The sequence below is a fragment of the Pseudomonas marginalis genome (assembly GCF_001645105.1).
GTDB lineage: Bacteria > Pseudomonadota > Gammaproteobacteria > Pseudomonadales > Pseudomonadaceae > Aquipseudomonas > Aquipseudomonas petroselini.
This window is the reverse complement of sequence record NZ_LKEG01000026.1, coordinates 61,432-79,347: the sequence shown is the minus strand read 5'-3', so window position 1 is coordinate 79,347 and position 17,916 is coordinate 61,432. Positions and strand designations below refer to the sequence as shown.

The window sequence follows — 17,916 nt, the reverse complement described above, 5'->3', positions numbered from 1 at the left end:
GAGCACCACAACAACCCCGCGCATCAAACAACAGGGCCGGTCAGCAAACCGGGGGCGCTTCGACCCGGTCGCGGCCGCCCTGCTTGGCCACGTACACCGCCGAGTCGGCGCGCAGCAACAGCCCGTCGATACCTTCATCCACCCGCCAACTGGCCACGCCAAAGCTGGCGGTGACAATGCCGACCGGCTCCATCGGCGCGCTGCGCAGCGACGCCCACAACTCCGTCGCCAGGCTGTAGGCCTGGTCGCCGTCCGTGTGAGGGCACAGCACCATGAATTCCTCACCGCCCAGGCGGCAGAACACATCGGTGCGGCGCAGGCGCTGGCTGATGCGTTTGCACAGCTCCTGCAACACCCCATCGCCAACGGCATGCCCATGCTGATCGTTGATACGCTTGAAGTGATCGATATCAAGCATGATCACCGACAATGCCCCCGAGGTGCGGTTGAGCCTCACCATCTCGGCCTTGAGACGATCCTGGAAATAGCGGCGGTTGTGGATGCCGGTCAATGAGTCGGTGATGGACAGCGCGCGCAGCTCCTCCTCCACCCGTTTGAGATCGGAAATATCCGACACGTAGCCATGCCACAACGTGCCGCCTGCGGGTAACTCTTCCGGCGTCGCCTCGCCACGAATCCAGCGCAGGCCGCGTTGCGGCAACTGCACCCGGTACTCCTCGCGCCAATGACTCAACTGCAATGCCGACAAGCGAATCGAGGCGCGTACCCGTTCCGCGTCCAGCGGGTGAATACGCTCGAAGACCTTCTTCGCATCCTGCTGCAACACACCGGGCTCGATTTCATAGATGTCGCGCATGCCATCGCTGGCGTAGATGAATTTCCAGTTGTCCTGGGGCTCCAGGGTGAACTGGAAGATTCCGCCGGGGACATGGGCGCTGAGCTTTTTGAGCAGGCGATCCCTGGCAGCCAAGGCCTCGTATGCGCGCTTTTGTTCGGTGATGTCCAGGTAAATCGCCAGGTGACCGATCCACAAACCATGGTCGTCCAGCAACACCGTGGCCAACATGTTCACCGTCAACGGGCTGCCGTCTTGGCGGATCAGGGTCCATTCACGGGCTTCGTGCAGGTTGTCAGGGCTTTCCACCAGCATGGCCTGGCTCGCCGGAATACGCTTGCCCAAGGCCACACTCAAGCTGGCCGCACGCACTTCCAACTCCGTCCCCAGGTGCAGGCTTTCCAGGGTATATGTCCCCACCACGTGCTCGGCCTGGAACCCCAGCATCTGTTCCGCACCGGCATTGAAGGTGTTGATGATGCCGCGCAGGTCGGTGGCAATAATCGCGACCTGCGTGGCCGCGTTGAGCACGCTGCGCAACTGACCATGGGCACCGCGCAACTCCTGCTCGCGCAGACGCAGTTGTACGGTACGTTGCTCAACCAGTTTCAACGCGCGCTGGCGTTGGCTCACCAGCATATAGAGCAAGGCGCTTAGCAGCAGGCTGAGCAGGCCGCCCATGGTCAAGACGGTGGACAGCGAAGAGTGGTTCGCTTGGTCGAACACCTGGCTCGGACGCAGGCTCAAGGCGTACACGTGATCGCCCAAGGTGAGTCGACGCGCGCCGACTAGGTCACTGTCGGACACAACCGTGCCGGACTCGAAGAGCACGCGCTTTTGCAGGTCGGAGGTATCGACTATCTGCATCGTCAGGTTGTCCCGGTCGGGCTTGGGCAAACCGTCGGCCACCAGCTGACGCATGCTGATCACCGCCATCACGTAGCCATAGGGCTCATTCTGGGACTGTTCGTAAGTGGGCAGGCGGCTCACCGGCGCGACCAGTAAAACCCCGGTGGAATAAGCCGGCTCGACCCCCACTAATTGCATCGGCTGAGAGACCGCCAGCTTGCCGGTCTTCTGCGCACGCTCAAGGGCCGAGCGCCGCAGCGGCTGGGCCAGCAGATCAAAGCCCAGCGGTGCCCCCAGCAAGCTTTGAGTCTGGCTGTACAGCACCGGCACGTATTCATCGCGCTCGGGCGCAGGCGCCAGTTCACCGGCCGAATTCAATTCACGGATAACAAAGGGTGTGCCGCGCTGGTCAGACACCGTCTGCTCAAATTGCTCGCGCTGCTCGCGATACACGCGGGGCGCCCAGGAGTAAGCACGGGCGCGCAACAACAAGGGCAGGGCAAACCCGTCGAATTCTTCACGGGACACCTCGTCGGAATTGACGAAGAAACGCCGTAGGCTGTTGAGGCGTTGCTCCTGGTCTTCGAAGCGTTCCTGCAAGCGGGTATAACGCTCGTTGACCAGCAACTGAAAGCGCTGGCGCACCTGTTGCTGATAAAGGTCGGACGCGGCCCAGGCGACGATTGCCGTCAGGGTAAACCCTGCCAGCAACACCACCAATGCCACCAGCCAAGCCGACGCCTGCTCACTGATAAAGCCTAGGATTTTCGGGCGAACGGCTTGCAACGGCATAGGCAACACTCACAACGCCAGCCTGCGGGGGGTGTCACTTTGGCTAGGCCTTAAGTTATAGCTACCGACCCAGCGTTTGACCAGCGTAAAAAAGCCGCAAGGCCGGAATAATCCAGGCTTGCGGCTTTGGGTGACGGCGATCAGCGCGCGGTGATTTTCCACGCCCGGTGGATCTTCGCGTTACGCGCGAAATCCGGGTCGAGGGTCTTGTCGCTGATTTCCTCGACCGCATAGCGCTCGCTGAGGTTGTCCTCGAGCACAAACTTGCGGAAGTTGTTCGAGAAGTACAGCACGCCACCCGGCGCCAGGCGGGCCATGGCCAAGTCGAGCAACTGCACGTGGTCGCGCTGTACGTCGAAGATGCCTTCCATGCGCTTGGAGTTGGAGAAGGTCGGCGGGTCGATGAAGATCAGGTCGAACTCATCACGGCTGGCCTCCAGCCACGCCATCACGTCACCCTGCTCCAGACGGTTCTTGTCAGAGAAACCGTTGAGGGAGAAGTTGCGACGCGCCCAGTCCAGGTAAGTCTTGGACAAATCGACGCTGGTAGTGCTGCGCGCGCCGCCCTTGGCCGCGTGCACGCTGGCGGTGGCGGTGTAGCAATACAGGTTCAGGAAGCGCTTGCCGGCCGCTTCCTTCTGGATGCGCATGCGCATCGGACGATGGTCGAGGAACAGGCCGGTGTCCAGGTAGTCGGTGAGGTTGACCAGCAGCTTCACGCCGCCTTCGCTGACTTCAGTGAACTTGCCCTGGGCGCTCTGGCGCTCGTACTGCTTGGTGCCGCTCTGACGCTCGCGACGCTTGACCACCACACGGCTCTTGTCGATGTTCAGCGCCTGGGGAATCGCCGCCAAGGCATCGAACATACGCGCGGAGGCTTTTTCCGGGTCAATGGACTTCGGTGCGGCGTATTCCTGTACATGGACCCAATCGTGGTACAGGTCGATGGCCATGGAATATTCCGGCATGTCGGCGTCGTACACACGGTAGCAATCCACGCCTTCACGCTTGGCCCACTTGCCCAGCAGCTTGAGGTTCTTCTGCAGGCGGTTGGCAAACATCTGCCCGCCTTCGCTCAGGCGCGCCTGCTCGACCACCGGTGCCGGGGCGGGTTTGATCGGGTTGCCGTTCTTGTTGTACTGACGCTCTTGCGGCTCGACCGGGGCTTGATCGTAAGCGGCTTGCTCACGCTCGGCCTGGCGCTGCTCCGGGGTACGACGCTCGCCGGTGACGAACTGGTCAGGGTTGACCTTGATCAGCAGCAATTTGCACGGCAACGCGCCGTTCCAGAACGAATACTGTTTGTGACTGCGAATGCCCATGCGCTTGCCCAGGTCCGGCGCGCCGGTGAACACCGCCGCCTCCCAGCCCATGCACGCCTGGCGCAAACGCTCGCCGAGGTTCTGGTAGAGGTACAACAGGCTGGCTTCGTCACCCAGGCGCTCGCCGTACGGCGGGTTGCAGATGACCAGGCCTTTCTGGTTCTGGTCCGGGCGTGGCTCGAAGGTACCGACTTCGCCCTGGTACACCTTGATCCAGTGGCTCAGGCCGGCGCGCTCAATGTTGTTGCGCGCGGGTTGGATCAGCCGAGGATCAGCTTCATAGCCACGCACCCACAGCGGCGGCTTGTTCATGCCGATGGCCGCGCGCTCAGTCGCCTCAGTGTGCAGCTTCTTCCACAGCGCAGGGACGTGACCGAGCCAGGTGGTGAAGCCCCACAGTTCGCGATTCAGGTTGGGCGCCATGTCGGCAGCGATCATCGCGCCTTCGACCAGGAAGGTACCGACGCCGCACATCGGGTCGGTCAGCGCGCCGCCTTCGGCAGCAATGCGCGGCCAGCCCGAACGAATCAGGATCGCGGCGGCCAGGTTTTCCTTCAACGGTGCCGCGCCCTGCTGCAGGCGGTAGCCACGCTGATGCAGGCTGTGGCCGGACAGGTCGAGGGACAGGATGGCTTCGCCACGGTCCAGGCGCAGGTGGATGCGCAGGTCCGGGTTGATCTTGTCGATGGACGGGCGTTCGCCGGTCGGGGTGCGCAGCTTGTCGACGATCGCATCCTTGACCTTCAGCGCGCCGAAGTGGGTGTTGTCGATGCCAGAACCGTGGCCGCTGAACTCAACCGCCAGGGTGCCATCCGGCACCATGTGGTCAGCCCACTCGATATCCAGTACGCCGTGGTAGAGGTCTTCGGCGTCCTTCATCGGGAAGCGCTTGAGCACCAGCAGCACGCGGTTGGCCAGTCGCGACCAGAGGCACAGGCGGTAGGCGGTTTCCATGTCGGCCATGCCGCGCACGGCCGAGGTGTGCTCGCGGGCTTCCTCAAGGCCAAGCCCGACGGCTTCCTCGATCAGCAGGCCTTCGAGGCCCTTGGGGCAAGTGAGGAAGAGTTCAAAACGGTCCGACATGGGGCAATCCAGGCTTTTCAGCAATAAATGAACGGGCGACGCATCGCCGGTTCGGTTTTCAATCAAGCACTTTTCTTGAAGAGTGCTCGCGTGGCACGAATGTGCCGTCCCACCCCGTCTAACGAGCCCTTGGGCCTTTATCGACGGGGCAGAGAGAGAATTTGCAGCAACAAAAAGAAATATTCCGACCCTTCGTCGAATAATAACCGACTGCAACGGGCGGACATTCTCACTAAAGGATTAAACCCATCCTCTTTGCAGGGTGCATCATAGCTGGCTTTGCCCAATAAAAGGGGCGAAAAGCCATCCCAGCTTATGGCTATAGCATCGTTATCGTTACGTGCTTATGACAAAACGATCATTGAATCCATGTGACCTATTGGTTAGAACTCAACACAGGTTGGCGCCGTAACGACGCCGACACCTAGGCTCGCCACGCCGGCAGCGAGCCCACCAACGGCAGAAAAACTCTGCCCGGCCTCAGACGAGGCCGAAGGATATCAAGACAGTCAACAAGTGAGGGAAACACCCTATGAGAAGACTTAAGCGTGATCCGTTGGAAAGAGCATTTTTACGCGGATATCAATATGGCGTTCATGGCAAATCCCGTGAGCTTTGCCCATTTACTCTACCGTCGGTACGCCAAGCCTGGATCAACGGCTGGCGAGAAGGACGCGGCGACAACTGGGACGGTATGACTGGCACTGCGGGCATCCACAGACTCAACGAACTTCACGCCGTCGGCTAATCAAGGGCAATACATTCCGACACCACCACGAATATGTAACGACTTAACCACGCACGCCCTATCCAGGCGGCGGGCTTCGGCCCAGGGGCTCCTTTTAAGGAGCCCTTTTTAATGGGCGCTGTTTAGGGTTTCTCAGGCTTTGGGCAGGGCTGCAATCGCATCCACCGACTGGCGAATCAGTGCCGGCCCCTTGTAGATAAAGCCGGAGTACAACTGCACCAGGCTCGCGCCGGCAGCAATCTTCTCCGCCGCGTGCTTGCCTTCGGTAATGCCGCCGACCGCGATGATCGGCAAGCGCCCGGCCAGCTCGGCAGCCAGTACCTTGACGATATGCGTGCTCTTGTCACGCACTGGCGCACCCGACAGGCCGCCCGCTTCGTCGCCATGGGCCAGGCCTTCGACACCGACGCGGCTGAGGGTGGTGTTGGTGGCGATGACTGCATCCATGCCGGAATCGACCAGGGCCTGGGCCACCAGCACGGTTTCTTCGTCGCTCATGTCCGGGGCAATCTTGATTGCCAACGGCACGCGCTTGCCATGGCGCACGGCCAGGTCTTCCTGGCGCTGGCGCAGAGCTTCGAGCAATTGCTTGAGCGAGTCGCCGAACTGCAGGCTGCGCAGGCCCGGGGTATTGGGTGAGCTGACGTTAACGGTGACATAGCTGGCGTGGGCGTAAACCTTGTCCAGGCAAATCAGGTAATCATCCACTGCACGCTCAACCGGGGTATCGAAATTCTTGCCGATATTGATGCCCAGGATGCCCTTGTACTTTGCCGCTTGAACCCGCGACAACAGATGATCAACGCCCAGGTTATTGAACCCCATGCGGTTGATGATCGCCTCGGCTTCCGGCAGGCGGAAGATACGCGGCTTGGGGTTACCCGGTTGTGGTCGCGGGGTCACGGTGCCGATCTCGACAAAGCCGAAACCCAACTGTGCAAAACCATCGATGGCCGCACCGTTTTTATCCAAGCCAGCCGCGAGCCCGACCGGGTTGGGGAAATCGAGCCCCATCACCGATACCGGCACCTTTGCCGGTGCCTTGCATACCAGGCCATTGAGCCCCAGGCGACCACCGGCACCGATCAGGTCCAGGGACAGATCGTGGGAGGTTTCCGGGGAGAGTTTGAACAACAGCTGGCGGGCCAGGGTATACATGGGCGGGCTAGACTCGGATGGCGGCGAAAGGTGGCGGCGATTATAGCCGGGGTGATAGGGAGCGTGCGAGGCGTGAACCTCAATCGTCAGTAGCGATGCGCAACCAGTTGCTCATAATACGCCCAGATTTTCTGTGCATACTGCATGCGCAACGCCTCACGCTCGGGCCCGGCCCCCGTCCCTGCGTTATAGGAACCTACCGCTGTCCAGTTATAGCCAAAGCGCTGGATGAACTCGGCGAGAATCGAGGCGCCCACCTCCACCGACAGGCAGGGCTCATTGAGCAACCGATCTTCGGTAATGCCCTGCTTGAGCAGGCGAGGCAAGTGGATACTGTTGATCTGCATCAGGCCGATGTCTCGGGTGCCATTACGGTTGGCATGATTCATCGCTTGCGCCCGATAACCCGACTCTACGGCGGCGATCGCTTGCAGTAACTCCGGCTCGATATTGTAGTGACTGGCCGCCTCCTCCCAGCAATAGGCCAGCGCCTGGTTGCTGGTCATCATCACACTCAACACCCAGCCCTTGCTCCAGAACCTAGCCACGGGTTACCGAACCACGCTTTAACCCGCCATGGCTGACTTGGCCGCATACCGAGCACACATGCGCCCTATGACCCGGTGCATGCCCTTCGACGCTCACCGGGCAGGTAAAACGGTAGCCACGACCGTATATCGTCTTGATAAACCCCTTGTCGGCGCCAAGGTACTTGCGCAGCGAATATATGCAGCGTGTCAGTGACTCCTCGGCGACCTCCCCCTGGGGCCAGGCCAGCTCCAACAACCGATCCTTGGTCATCAAAACGCCCTCGGACTCCAGCAGCAATCGCAACACCTGCAGTTCCTTGGGCGGTAACTGGTCGTCCGACCCCTCGCCGACCAGGCGACCATCGTCATGCAAGGCCCAATGCGAAAAAAACAGGGTAATGGCCGTCCCTCCATTATCCATGACAGCCATTACCACCTCGACCTCCGACGACTGACATTGAAGACCCCATTTCCATTTCTGGCTCAAGTACCGATGTCACGACTATATAGAGCCTGCCTTGCCGCTCACGTTAGGAAAAGGCTCATACGCGCAGCGCTTTTCAAAGTCATGTTGTAAGACGTTTCGCTATTCACCTGATGCAGGTGCGAGATCACGCTCCGGCCGTACAAATGCACGTTGAACACGGTCGTATTGCGCGGCCGTCAAGGGGGGTGGGCCTGCGCGCTCGACCGCGTCCTTCAACTCGCCGCCCACGGCTCTGGCCTGGACCACAAATAGCCGCACTTGAGCCAGACGCCCTCGCCCTTCTGACTTGCGGTTAAACGCGCCCAGCCATAGGCGCCTGCCTGGAGGTAAACGCACCACACTGTTGACACCCACTCGCCCCACCGCCGTGTTTTTTTCACGCCCCTGCGCCTCACTCATCTGGCGTCCGTCCTGAACCTCAAGGCGCATCTCGATCTGGTTAGCCTCGGCAAAACGCGGCAGTACGCTGACCTGGGTGCCATAACGCACAGGTTTCCAGTCAGTTCGGTCACTTCCGGGAGGTGGCATATAGAACGTGTGGTTATCTTGAAACACCGCGGGGACGTTCTCCTGGGTGAGAATCACCGGCAATGTCGCCACCGTCGCCCGCCGCCGACGCTCCAATGCACCGATGCTGGCCATCAAGTGACTGTCGTCCACGGGCGCCAGAACACGCGTGGTCGAAGTGTTGGTGTCGTCGCCCCAGTCCATGCCCAGCTTCTTCAGTTCGTCGCGCTCCAGATCCACCAGCCACAGCGAGACTTCGATCGATCGCTTGGGTATGTCGAGTTCCGCCACCAGTTTCTGGATGAAACTCACCTGCGCCGGCTTGCCCTTGATCAGTAGGCTGTTGCTATCCGGGTAGGCAATCACGCCAAGGCTCTTGTCGGCCAGCATCCCCTGATGCTCACTGGCCAGCAGGGTTTCGATCATCGACGCCATCCCGGGTACGGTGAGCGGGCTGTCGCTCGTGCCGTACTGTCGGTCGGCCACATCGGTATTGAGCACCTGCACCACGCCAAAAGCCTGCTTGCCCACCCGCAGATCGGCCCTTTGCCGGTCCATCAATTGGGTCAGGCGCAGCACTTGGTCGACATAGTTTGGTGGGCCGGACACATAAAATGTGCGCACTCCACTTTCACGCAAGGGATAGCGTGACTCATCGAGACCCGATCGGCGCATGAGGCTACGCAGCCTGTCGACGGAAATATGCCGCAAGGTCACCGCAGAGCTTTTCGCCTCGTCAGCGTCATAGACATAGAGCGCTTGACCGTCGCTGTACCAGATCAACCCTTGTTGCAGTGCAAGCGCCTCCAGGGCCGGCTGCGGCGTCTCGAAATCAAGCGCTGCGCTGACGCGTTTGCGCGCCACCGCGGCGCTGACAACGATAGGCAACCCCAGCGGCTCCGACAGGGCGGTGAACACGGTATGCAGGCTTTCGTCCTGCGCCTGGTAAAGCTCGCCCCAGACGAGCGTACTTTCCGACACCAGCACGGCAAGCAGCACGGCAAACAACAACCGACGGCACAGCCAGAGACGGGGCATCGTTGCAATGAAGTCGGCGTACACCGGGGGTGGGATTCCTGGGCAGTCTGGCATTGAGAGTGCCGCCATAGTGAAAGGCCGCCCGGTTTCAATCTTGATGGAAAGTTGATGGCTGCCCGAGGCGCACCGCCCGTGGCATGTGCCTTGCTATGAACTCGGTATCAGAGCACGCACCAACGGCGGCGCGAGCTGACAGACAAAGGCGTCGTTACCCGCAGTGGCTTACATCGCCATCTGAGGGAACGACGCTTTTTTTTGAATGAAAAGGTAGGTGTAGATGAACGATTCGGTTGGCAACAGCCCGATGAACGACCCGCTGGCCTGGGTCAACGGCAGTGATGCCCCGGAAAAGAGCAGCCTCGACCTCGGCTTCATGGCCCTGAGCGACTGCGCCTCGATGGTGGTGGCAGCCACCCAAGGGTTCGCTCAACCTTACGGCCTGACCCTGAACCTCAAGCGTCAATCGTCCTGGGCCAATCTGCGCGACAAACTGGTCAGCGGCGAACTGGATGCCGCCCACAGCCTGTACGGGTTGATCTATGCCGTGCACCTGGGCATCGGCGGCGTCGCGCCCACCGACATGGCCGTACTGATGGGACTCAACCAGAACGGCCAGAGCATCAACCTGTCCCACGGTTTGCAGCAGCAAGGGGTGATCACTCCTGAGGCGCTGGACCGTCACGTGCACCAAAGCCGAACAAAACTGACCTTCGCCCAGACCTTTCCTACAGGCACCCACGCCATGTGGCTCTATTACTGGTTGGCGAGCCAAGGGATTCATCCATTACAGGATGTGGACAGCGTGGTGGTGCCGCCACCGCAAATGGTGGCGCACCTGCAAGCCGGGCGCATCGATGGGTTTTGCGTCGGCGAACCCTGGTGTGCCAGCGCGGTAAAGCAAAACCAAGGATTTACCTTGGCAACCACCCAGACGATCTGGCCGGATCATCCGGAAAAAGTGCTCGGTTGCACCCAGGCGTTTGTCGAACAGTACCCCAACACCGCGCGTGTACTGGTGATGGCGATCCTGGAAGCCAGTCGGTTTATCGAAGCGAGCAGCGAAAACCGCCGCTCCACCGCGCAATTGCTCAGTGGCCGCGAGTACCTCGACGCCCCGCTCGATTGCATCGAACCGCGCCTGCTGGGCGCCTATGACGACGGCCTGGGCAACCGGTGGCAGGATCCGCACGCCCTGAGGTTTTTTGCCGGTGGTGACGTCAACCTGCCCTACCTCTCCGACGGCATGTGGTTCATGACCCAATTCCGACGCTGGGGCCTCTTGCGCGAAGACCCCGACTATCTCGGTGTCGCACGCCAGGTGCAGCAACTTGGGCTTTATCGCCAGGCCGCCGAGGCGCTGGGTATCACCACGAAAGACCAGGACATGCGCAGCAGCCAACTGATCGACGGCAAAATCTGGGACGGTTCCGACCCCGCCGGCTATGCCCGCAGCTTCCGCCTGCATGCCCTGGCCGATCACACCCACCGCCAAGCCTTGCGCTGACAGGAGGACGTCCATGCTGCGAATCCTGTTAATCAACGACACCCCGCGCAAGGTCGGCCGTCTCAGGGCAGCGCTGATCGAAGCCGGTTTTGAGGTGATCGATGAGTCCGGCCTGACCATCGACCTGCCGGCGCGCGTCGAAACGGTGCGTCCGGATGTCATCCTGATCGATACCGAGTCACCGGGCCGCGATGTGATGGAGCAAGTGGTCCTGGTCAGCCGCGATCAACCACGGCCCATCGTGATGTTTACCGACGAACACGACCCGAACGTGATGCGCCAGGCGATCAAGTCCGGCGTCAGCGCCTACATCGTCGAAGGTATCCAGGCCCAGCGCCTGCAGCCGATCCTCGACGTGGCCATGGCCCGCTTCGAAAGCGACCAGGCCTTGCGCGCCCAACTCCAAGCGCGGGACCAACAGCTCGCCGAGCGCAAGCGCATCGAGCTGGCCAAGGGCATGCTGATGAAAATGAAGGACTGCAACGAGGAAGAGGCGTACACGCTGATGCGCCGCCAGGCCATGAGCCGCCAGCAGAAGCTGATCCAGGTAGCGGAGCAGATTATCGCCATGAGTGAGTTGCTTGGCTGATTTGGCGCAGCTCTTGCTAAGTAAACATCACAGGTAGCCAACGGCGGTTGCCCCTCCACGACAAAGACGTCGCACACCCGGTTTGCCCTTGCGAACCCGGTGGCGGCGTTTTTTTGTTTTGGCCCCGGAAACGGGGCCGGTGGGGCGGCCTTAGCCGGCTGTTCCATCACCAGGCCTTCTTACAAGACTCCCAACCGTTGAGGTGCGTGATGAAATCAAGCTTCTGGAAATCCGGGCACACCCCGACCCTATTTGCCGCCTTCCTGTATTTCGACCTGAGTTTCATGGTCTGGTACCTGCTTGGCCCACTGGCAATCCAAATTGCCGCCGACCTGCACCTCACCACCCAGCAGCGCGGCCTTATGGTGGCGACGCCGATTCTCGCCGGCGCGGTGCTGCGCTTCTTGATGGGCATGCTCGCGGACAAACTGTCGCCCAAGACCGCCGGCATGATTGGACAGGTGATAGTCATCTGCGCCTTGTTCGGCGCCTGGAAACTGGGCATTCACAGTTACGAGCAAGCCTTGTTGCTGGGCGTGTTTCTGGGCATGGCCGGCGCGTCGTTTGCGGTTGCACTGCCGCTGGCGTCCCAGTGGTACCCGGCCGAGCATCAGGGCAAAGCCATGGGCATCGCCGGTGCAGGTAACTCCGGCACGGTGTTCGCCGCATTGCTGGCGCCGGTATTGGCCGCTGCATTTGGCTGGAGCAACGTCTTCGGCTTCGCCTTGATCCCACTGGTGCTGACCCTGATCGTCTTTGCCTGGCTCGCCCGCAATGCCCCTGAACGGCCCAAAGCCAAGTCCATGGCCGACTACTTCAAGGCGCTGGGCGACCGTGACAGCTGGTGGTTCATGTTTTTCTACAGCGTGACCTTCGGCGGCTTTATCGGCCTGGCGAGCGCTCTGCCCGGCTATTTCAACGACCAGTACGGCCTGAGCCCGGTGACCGCCGGCTACTACACCGCCGCGTGCGTGTTCGGCGGCAGCCTGATGCGCCCACTGGGCGGAGCACTGGCGGACCGTTTCGGCGGGATCCGGACCCTGTTGGGCATGTACAGCGTAGCGGCGATCTGCATTGCGGCGGTGGGCTTCAACCTGCCGAGTTCCTACGCGGCGCTGGCCCTGTTCGTCTGCACCATGCTCGGCCTGGGGGCAGGTAATGGCGCGGTGTTCCAACTGGTGCCACAGCGTTTTCGGCGTGAGATCGGCGTGATGACCGGCCTGATCGGCATGGCCGGCGGCATCGGCGGCTTCGCCCTGGCGGCGGGCATGGGTGCGATCAAACAAAGCACCGGCAGCTATCAAATGGCGCTGTGGCTGTTTGCCAGCCTGGGCGTGTTGGCCTGGTTTGGCCTGCATGGCGTGAAACGCCGCTGGAGAACCACCTGGGGCTCGGCCGCTGTGACGGCTGCCCGCGTCTGATGAGCCTGCAGCTGAGCGTCGCCCAGGCCAGTGCCATCGGCCCACGCACGGAAAACCAGGACGCGCTGCGGGTGGTGACGCCCGTGGCCGAACTGGCGGCCAGCAAAGGCTACCTGTGCGCCATCGCCGACGGCGTAAGCCAGTGTGCCGATGGTGGCTTGGCCGCGCGCTCGACCTTGCAGGCGCTGGCCTTGGATTACTACGCCACGCCGCAAACCTGGGGCGTGGCCCAGGCCCTGGAACGTTTGCTGCTGGCACAGAATCGCTGGTTGCAAGCCAATGGGGGTGGCCAGCCCTTGCTGACCACCCTCAGCGCCCTGGTGTTTCGCGGCCAGCGCTTTACCCTGGCGCATGTTGGGGATTGCCGGGCGTATCGCTGGCTGGACGGTGAGTTGCAGCGCATCAGCGAGGATCACGTCTGGGAACAGCCGGGCATGCAACACGTTCTGAAGCGCGCATTGGGTCTGGACCAGCACCTGGTGCTGGACTTCCTGGATGGCCAATTGCGCGAAGGCGAGTGTTTCCTGCTGCTCAGTGACGGCGTGTGGGCAACCCTGGGCGATCACAGCATCAGCGCCATCCTGCGCGAACAAACGGACTTGGATCTGGCGGTCAACACGCTAGTGAACGCCGCGCACCTGGCGGGCAGCCAGGACAACGCCAGCGCCCTGCTGGTGCGCGTGGACACCCTCGGCGAGGCCACGTTGGGCGATGCGCTGGTGCAATTACAGCAATGGCCACTGCCGCCAGCCTTGAAGGCCGGACAACGTTTTGAAGGCTGGCAGGTAGAAACCGTGCTGGCGCAAAGCCGACAGTCATTGCTGTACCGGGTGCGGGATGCCCAACAGCAACCCTGGCTGCTGAAAACCCTGCCGTTGAGCCGCGACGATGACAGCGACGCCGGCCAGGCGTTGTTGTCGGAGGAGTGGTTTTTACGACGCGTCGCCGGGCGGTCCTTTCCTGAAGTCCATCCCGCCAGCGGGCGTCAGCATTTGTACTACGTCATGCGCGAATACCCAGGGCAAACCCTGGCTGAAGTGTTCAAGCAACAGGGTACGTTGCCCCTGGCGCAGTGGCAGTCCATTGCCGAGCGCTTGCTGCGGGCGGTGGGCATGCTGCATCGACGGCAAATCCTGCACCGCGACATTAAGCCGGAAAACCTGCTGCAAGGGGACGACGGTGAACTGCGGGTGCTGGATTTCGGCCTGGCCTACTGCCCCGGCCTTTCGGAGGACCGCGCTCACGTACTGCCTGGTACGCCGAGCTTTATCGCACCCGAGGCATTCAATGGTGACCCTCCTACCGCTCAACAGGATTTATATAGCGTCGGCGTCACCCTCTATTACCTGCTGACCGGGCATTACCCCTACGGTGAGATCGAGGCCTTCCAACGCCCCAAGTTTACCCAGCCGGTCAGCGCCAGCCGTTATCGCCCCGACTTGCCGGATTGGCTGCCGCTCAGCCTGGAGCGAGCCGTGGCCGCCCAGCCTGAGCATCGATATGAAACCGCCGAGGAATGGTTGCGGGTGCTGGAACAGGCAGACCGCCAGGAACTGAGCATCCGGCCCAGGCCTTTGCTGGAGCGCGAGCCATTGAAAGTCTGGCGGACCCTGGCGCTGGCTTCGCTGCTGATCAATCTGGTGCTGCTGTATTCACTCTTTCACCGCTGACGTCATCTCTACACGAGGGAAAACACATGAACGCAAAAGTCTGGCTGGTAGGCGCAGGTCCCGGTGACCCAGAACTGTTGACCCTCAAGGCCGTACGGGCCATGCACGAAGCCGATGTGGTGCTGATCGATGATCTGGTCAACCCGGCCGTACTGGAGCATTGCGCAGGGGCACGAGTGATCACCGTCGGCAAACGCGGCGGCTGCCGCTCAACGCCGCAAGACTTTATTCACCGCCTGATGCTGCGCTATGCCCGTCAAGACAAGTGCGTGGTGCGACTGAAGGGCGGCGACCCATGCATTTTCGGGCGCGGTGGCGAAGAAGCTGTTTGGCTGCGTGAACGAGGTGTCGAAGTGGAGTTGGTCAACGGGATTACGGCGGGGCTGGCGGGCGCGACGAATTGCGCGGTTCCGCTGACGTTGCGCGGCGTGAGTCGTGGCGTGACCCTGGTCACAGCGCACACCCAGGACGACAGCAGCCTGAATTGGCGTGCACTGGCAGAGGGCGGGACCACCTTGGTGGTGTACATGGGCGTAGCGAAGCTGGAGGAGATCCGTCAGCAATTGCTCGACGGCGGGATGGCGGCGGATATGCCGGTGGCGATGATCGAAAACGCATCGCTGCCCCAACAAAGGGAATGCCGCAGCGAGCTGTCCCGGATGTATGAAGATGCACAGGCATTTGCCCTGAAGAGCCCCGCGATCCTGGTGATCGGCCGTGTTGCCGCCGCCGAACAGGCCGCCTACCTCGCAGAAGCGGTACGCGCCTGAGGCAAATCGCAGGCGAAAAAAAGCCCGGCCTAAGCCGGGCTTTTTTCTACCACTCAGTAATTACTGAGCTTGAGCTTCAACCGACGCTTCTACGCGACGGTTAACAGCACGACCAGCTTCAGTTGCGTTGTCAGCAACTGGGCGGGATTCGCCGTAACCTACTGCGGTGATGCGGCTTGGAGCAACGCCATCTTTAACCAGGACTTGCTTAACAGCGTCAGCACGACGCTGGGACAGCTTCTGGTTGTAAGCGTCTGGACCTACGGAGTCAGTGTGACCAGCAACTTCTACGTTGGTAGCTGGGTACTGAGCCATGAAGTCGGCCAGGTTTTTCACGTCGCCGTAGCTGTTAGGCTTAACAACCGACTTGTCGAAGTCGAACTTAACGTCCAGCTCAACACGAACAACCTGAGCAACTGGAGCTTCTGGCTCTGGAGTTGGCTCTGGAGCTGGTGCTGGGGTAGGAGCTGGAGCAGCTGCGCCAGCGTTACCGCCGAAGTTCACGCCCAGGCCAACCAGTGCGGAGTAGTCCCACTTGCCGTTGTCCAGACCGTAGTCAGCTTCAACACCGGCACGAGCGTACAGGTTGTTGGTGAAGTAGTACTTCACGCCAGTACCAACGGTAGCGAAGGTAGTCTGGTCGCGACCGCTGTGGCCGTCAGCCTGAACGTTGGTACGGCTCTGGTGGCCGAAACCGCCTTCTACGTATGGACGCAGGCTGTCTACGCCAGCTTGACCGAAGTGATACTGGGCAACCAGGCTGCCGGTATCGCCTTTGATCTTCTGGTTACCAGTACCGTCGTTCGAACGGGTGTGGTTGGTTTTGTCGTAGGACAGGTTCAAGGACAGGTCGTCGGTCAGGAAGTAACCGATGCGAGCGCCAGGATTGAAGCCGTCTTCGATGTGCTTGACGCTATCGTTGTACTGCTTCTTGTAGAACAGCTCGCCTTCAACTGCGCCTTGGCCTTGTGCCAGAACGCCGAAAGAAGTAGCGGCAATAAGAGAACCAATGGCCAAGCCCAAGGTGTTTTTCAGTTTCATCCGTTAAATCCCCATCTGGTGATTGTAAAGCAGTCCCACAAACCGGGGGACAACTCGGCGACAAGTCTAACAGAACTTGCCTACACGTAAGAGATATTTGCCACGCACTAAGTTTCAGTCTCGCCCGCAAATTTCTCACGTAATTTATCAAGAGCACGTTTGTAACGCATTTTTGTAGCACTCAAACCCATGTGCATGATGTCGGCGATTTCCTGAAATTCCAGCTCTGCGACAAATCGTAGCACCAGAATTTCCCGGTCAATCGGATTCACATACACCAGCCAGCGATCGAGTCCGCCCTTCTCCTCGGGTGCCGGCGCCTTTTCTTCAGACGCCTCCTCAAGGGGGTCCAGACTCAAAGCGTCCATCAAGCGACGCTTTCGCCGTTCCTTCCGATACTGCGTGATGCACTCGTTGTACGTGATGCTGTACAGCCAGGTCTTGAACTTCGATTTGCCCTCGAAGTTCTTCAGGCCGTACAACACCTTGAGCATCACTTCCTGACAGACATCATCCGCATCTCTATCGTTCCCTAAATACCTTGAACAAACGTTGAACAAAGTGCGTTGATATCTGCGCATCAATTCTTCGTACGCGCGAGTTACGTGAAACAGCTCCGTGTGCGCACGCGCGACCAACTCCTCATCAGAGAGCTCACGGGGGTCATAGCGCGTGGACAGCGTTTGGGCTTTATTCAAAACAAGTCGTGCCGACAGTCAGGTCAATGTCCGCCACAGCCCGATCAGCCGGGTTCGCGGCGGCGTACATTAGCAGGGTTTGCCGGGTTAGCGGCTACTGACCTGCTGTTCCAGGAGAATCCGATTGGACAGCGACACCAGGTCGCCGTCATCGGTCAGCACCGTTGTCTTGACTGTGCCGATCTCCTCGATTTGCCCTTCGACCTCGCCCACACGCACCTGTTGCCCAACCTGATACAGCTCACGCACATAGATTCCCGCAAGAATCTGACCGGCAATTTCCCGGCTTCCCAAGCCCATGGCCAGCGCAACTGCCAGACCAACGGTAATCAAAACGATCACAATCACATGGTTGAGCAGGTCAGTCTTGACCTCCAACTGGCTGATCGCGACCGAAATACTGATGATGATCACCAGCCCTTGAGCGATTCGCCCCAGGCCGGCGGCGTAATCCAGTCCCACGCCTTCGGCGGCGCCCCGCACAAGCCCATTGGCCAATTGCGCCAGCAAAACGCCTACCAGCAGTACCAGCGCGCCGCCAAAAACCTTCGGCAAATACAGCGCCAGCATGTCGAGCGTAGCTGAAACTCGCTCAAGTCCAAGGGATTGAGCCGCAGAAACCAGAAAAATCAGCAAAACAAACCAATAAACAATCTTGCCGATCAATGTTGAGATCGGTACTTGCAGCCCGGCACGGCCCAACAGCTTGGTCAGGCCGGTGCCTGCCATCAGCCGGTCCAGGCCCAGTTTTGCCAGCAATTTGGACAGCAGGGTGTCGAGCAGCTTGGCTACGACAAAACCCAACAGCACCAGCACCAGCGCACCAAACAGGTTGGGAATGAAATTCGCCACCTTGGTCCACAATGCGGTCATCGCGGTGACCAGGCTCTGCGTCCAGAGATCAAGTTCCATA

At 60.5% G+C, this 17,916-nt stretch carries 15 protein-coding genes; 6 read left to right on the top strand and 9 right to left on the bottom strand.

Going from position 1 to position 17,916, the window contains the following annotated elements; genetic code table 11:
* Nucleotides 1–40 precede the first annotated feature (40 nt).
* Together AO064_RS05355 and rlmKL are read right to left on the bottom strand one after the other, a co-directional pair.
* Entirely contained in the window at nt 41–2,437 is a 2,397-nt protein-coding gene (locus tag AO064_RS05355; protein WP_064052652.1) for a sensor domain-containing diguanylate cyclase, read from the bottom strand.
* Between the two features lie 140 nt (nt 2,438–2,577).
* Nucleotides 2,578–4,842, bottom strand: a complete 2,265-nt coding sequence (rlmKL, locus tag AO064_RS05350; RefSeq protein ID WP_046036416.1) for a bifunctional 23S rRNA (guanine(2069)-N(7))-methyltransferase RlmK/23S rRNA (guanine(2445)-N(2))-methyltransferase RlmL — start codon at nt 4,840–4,842, stop codon at nt 2,578–2,580.
* Nucleotides 4,843–5,374: 532 nt separating this feature from the next.
* Between rlmKL and rmf the strand changes: the two genes are divergently transcribed.
* Complete coding sequence (gene rmf / locus AO064_RS30050; RefSeq protein WP_002553055.1) at nt 5,375–5,590, top strand: ribosome modulation factor; 216 nt, start codon at nt 5,375–5,377, stop codon at nt 5,588–5,590.
* Nucleotides 5,591–5,722: 132 nt separating this feature from the next.
* On the opposite strand, the gene AO064_RS05345 is transcribed toward rmf, so the two are convergent.
* From AO064_RS05345 to sctC, 4 genes are all read right to left on the bottom strand, one after another.
* Entirely contained in the window at nt 5,723–6,748 is a 1,026-nt protein-coding gene (locus AO064_RS05345; protein WP_046036415.1) for a quinone-dependent dihydroorotate dehydrogenase, read from the bottom strand.
* 86 nt (nt 6,749–6,834) lie between these two features.
* On the bottom strand, nt 6,835–7,257 hold the full coding sequence (locus AO064_RS05340) for a transglycosylase SLT domain-containing protein (protein ID WP_279615280.1): 423 nt from the start codon (nt 7,255–7,257) through the stop codon (nt 6,835–6,837).
* Nucleotides 7,258–7,288: 31 nt separating this feature from the next.
* On the bottom strand, nt 7,289–7,708 hold the full coding sequence (locus AO064_RS05335) for a winged helix-turn-helix domain-containing protein (protein WP_064052651.1): 420 nt from the start codon (nt 7,706–7,708) through the stop codon (nt 7,289–7,291).
* 156 nt (nt 7,709–7,864) lie between these two features.
* On the bottom strand, nt 7,865–9,310 hold the full coding sequence (gene sctC, locus AO064_RS05330) for a type III secretion system outer membrane ring subunit SctC (protein WP_064052853.1): 1,446 nt from the start codon (nt 9,308–9,310) through the stop codon (nt 7,865–7,867).
* A 277-nt stretch (nt 9,311–9,587) separates the two neighbouring features.
* Here sctC and AO064_RS05325 point away from each other — a divergent pair, with 277 nt between their 5' ends.
* From AO064_RS05325 to cobA, 5 genes are all read left to right on the top strand, one after another.
* Complete coding sequence (locus AO064_RS05325) at nt 9,588–10,814, top strand: CmpA/NrtA family ABC transporter substrate-binding protein (protein WP_064052650.1); 1,227 nt, start codon at nt 9,588–9,590, stop codon at nt 10,812–10,814.
* A 13-nt stretch (nt 10,815–10,827) separates the two neighbouring features.
* Nucleotides 10,828–11,403, top strand: a complete 576-nt coding sequence (locus AO064_RS05320) for an ANTAR domain-containing response regulator (RefSeq protein WP_015885342.1) — start codon at nt 10,828–10,830, stop codon at nt 11,401–11,403.
* A gap of 209 nt (nt 11,404–11,612) precedes the next feature.
* The gene (locus tag AO064_RS05315; RefSeq protein WP_043205751.1) at nt 11,613–12,824 is read left to right on the top strand and encodes a nitrate/nitrite transporter; all 1,212 of its coding nucleotides are present in this window, start codon (nt 11,613–11,615) and stop codon (nt 12,822–12,824) included.
* Nucleotides 12,824–14,494, top strand: a complete 1,671-nt coding sequence (locus AO064_RS05310) for a bifunctional protein-serine/threonine kinase/phosphatase (RefSeq protein ID WP_064052649.1) — start codon at nt 12,824–12,826, stop codon at nt 14,492–14,494. The genes AO064_RS05315 and AO064_RS05310 overlap by 1 nt, the downstream gene beginning before the upstream one ends.
* 26 nt (nt 14,495–14,520) lie before the next feature.
* Complete coding sequence (gene cobA, locus AO064_RS05305; protein WP_064052648.1) at nt 14,521–15,264, top strand: uroporphyrinogen-III C-methyltransferase; 744 nt, start codon at nt 14,521–14,523, stop codon at nt 15,262–15,264.
* A gap of 60 nt (nt 15,265–15,324) precedes the next feature.
* Here cobA and AO064_RS05300 read toward each other — a convergent pair whose 3' ends face one another.
* The 3 genes from AO064_RS05300 to AO064_RS05290 form a co-directional block, all read right to left on the bottom strand.
* Entirely contained in the window at nt 15,325–16,305 is a 981-nt protein-coding gene (locus AO064_RS05300) for an OmpA family protein (protein WP_015885346.1), read from the bottom strand.
* A 107-nt stretch (nt 16,306–16,412) separates the two neighbouring features.
* On the bottom strand, nt 16,413–17,003 hold the full coding sequence (gene sigX, locus AO064_RS05295) for an RNA polymerase sigma factor SigX (RefSeq protein WP_003175518.1): 591 nt from the start codon (nt 17,001–17,003) through the stop codon (nt 16,413–16,415).
* Between the two features lie 87 nt (nt 17,004–17,090).
* The gene (locus AO064_RS05290; protein WP_003175519.1) at nt 17,091–17,915 is read right to left on the bottom strand and encodes a mechanosensitive ion channel family protein; all 825 of its coding nucleotides are present in this window, start codon (nt 17,913–17,915) and stop codon (nt 17,091–17,093) included.
* Between the last annotated feature and the right edge of the window lies 1 nt (nt 17,916).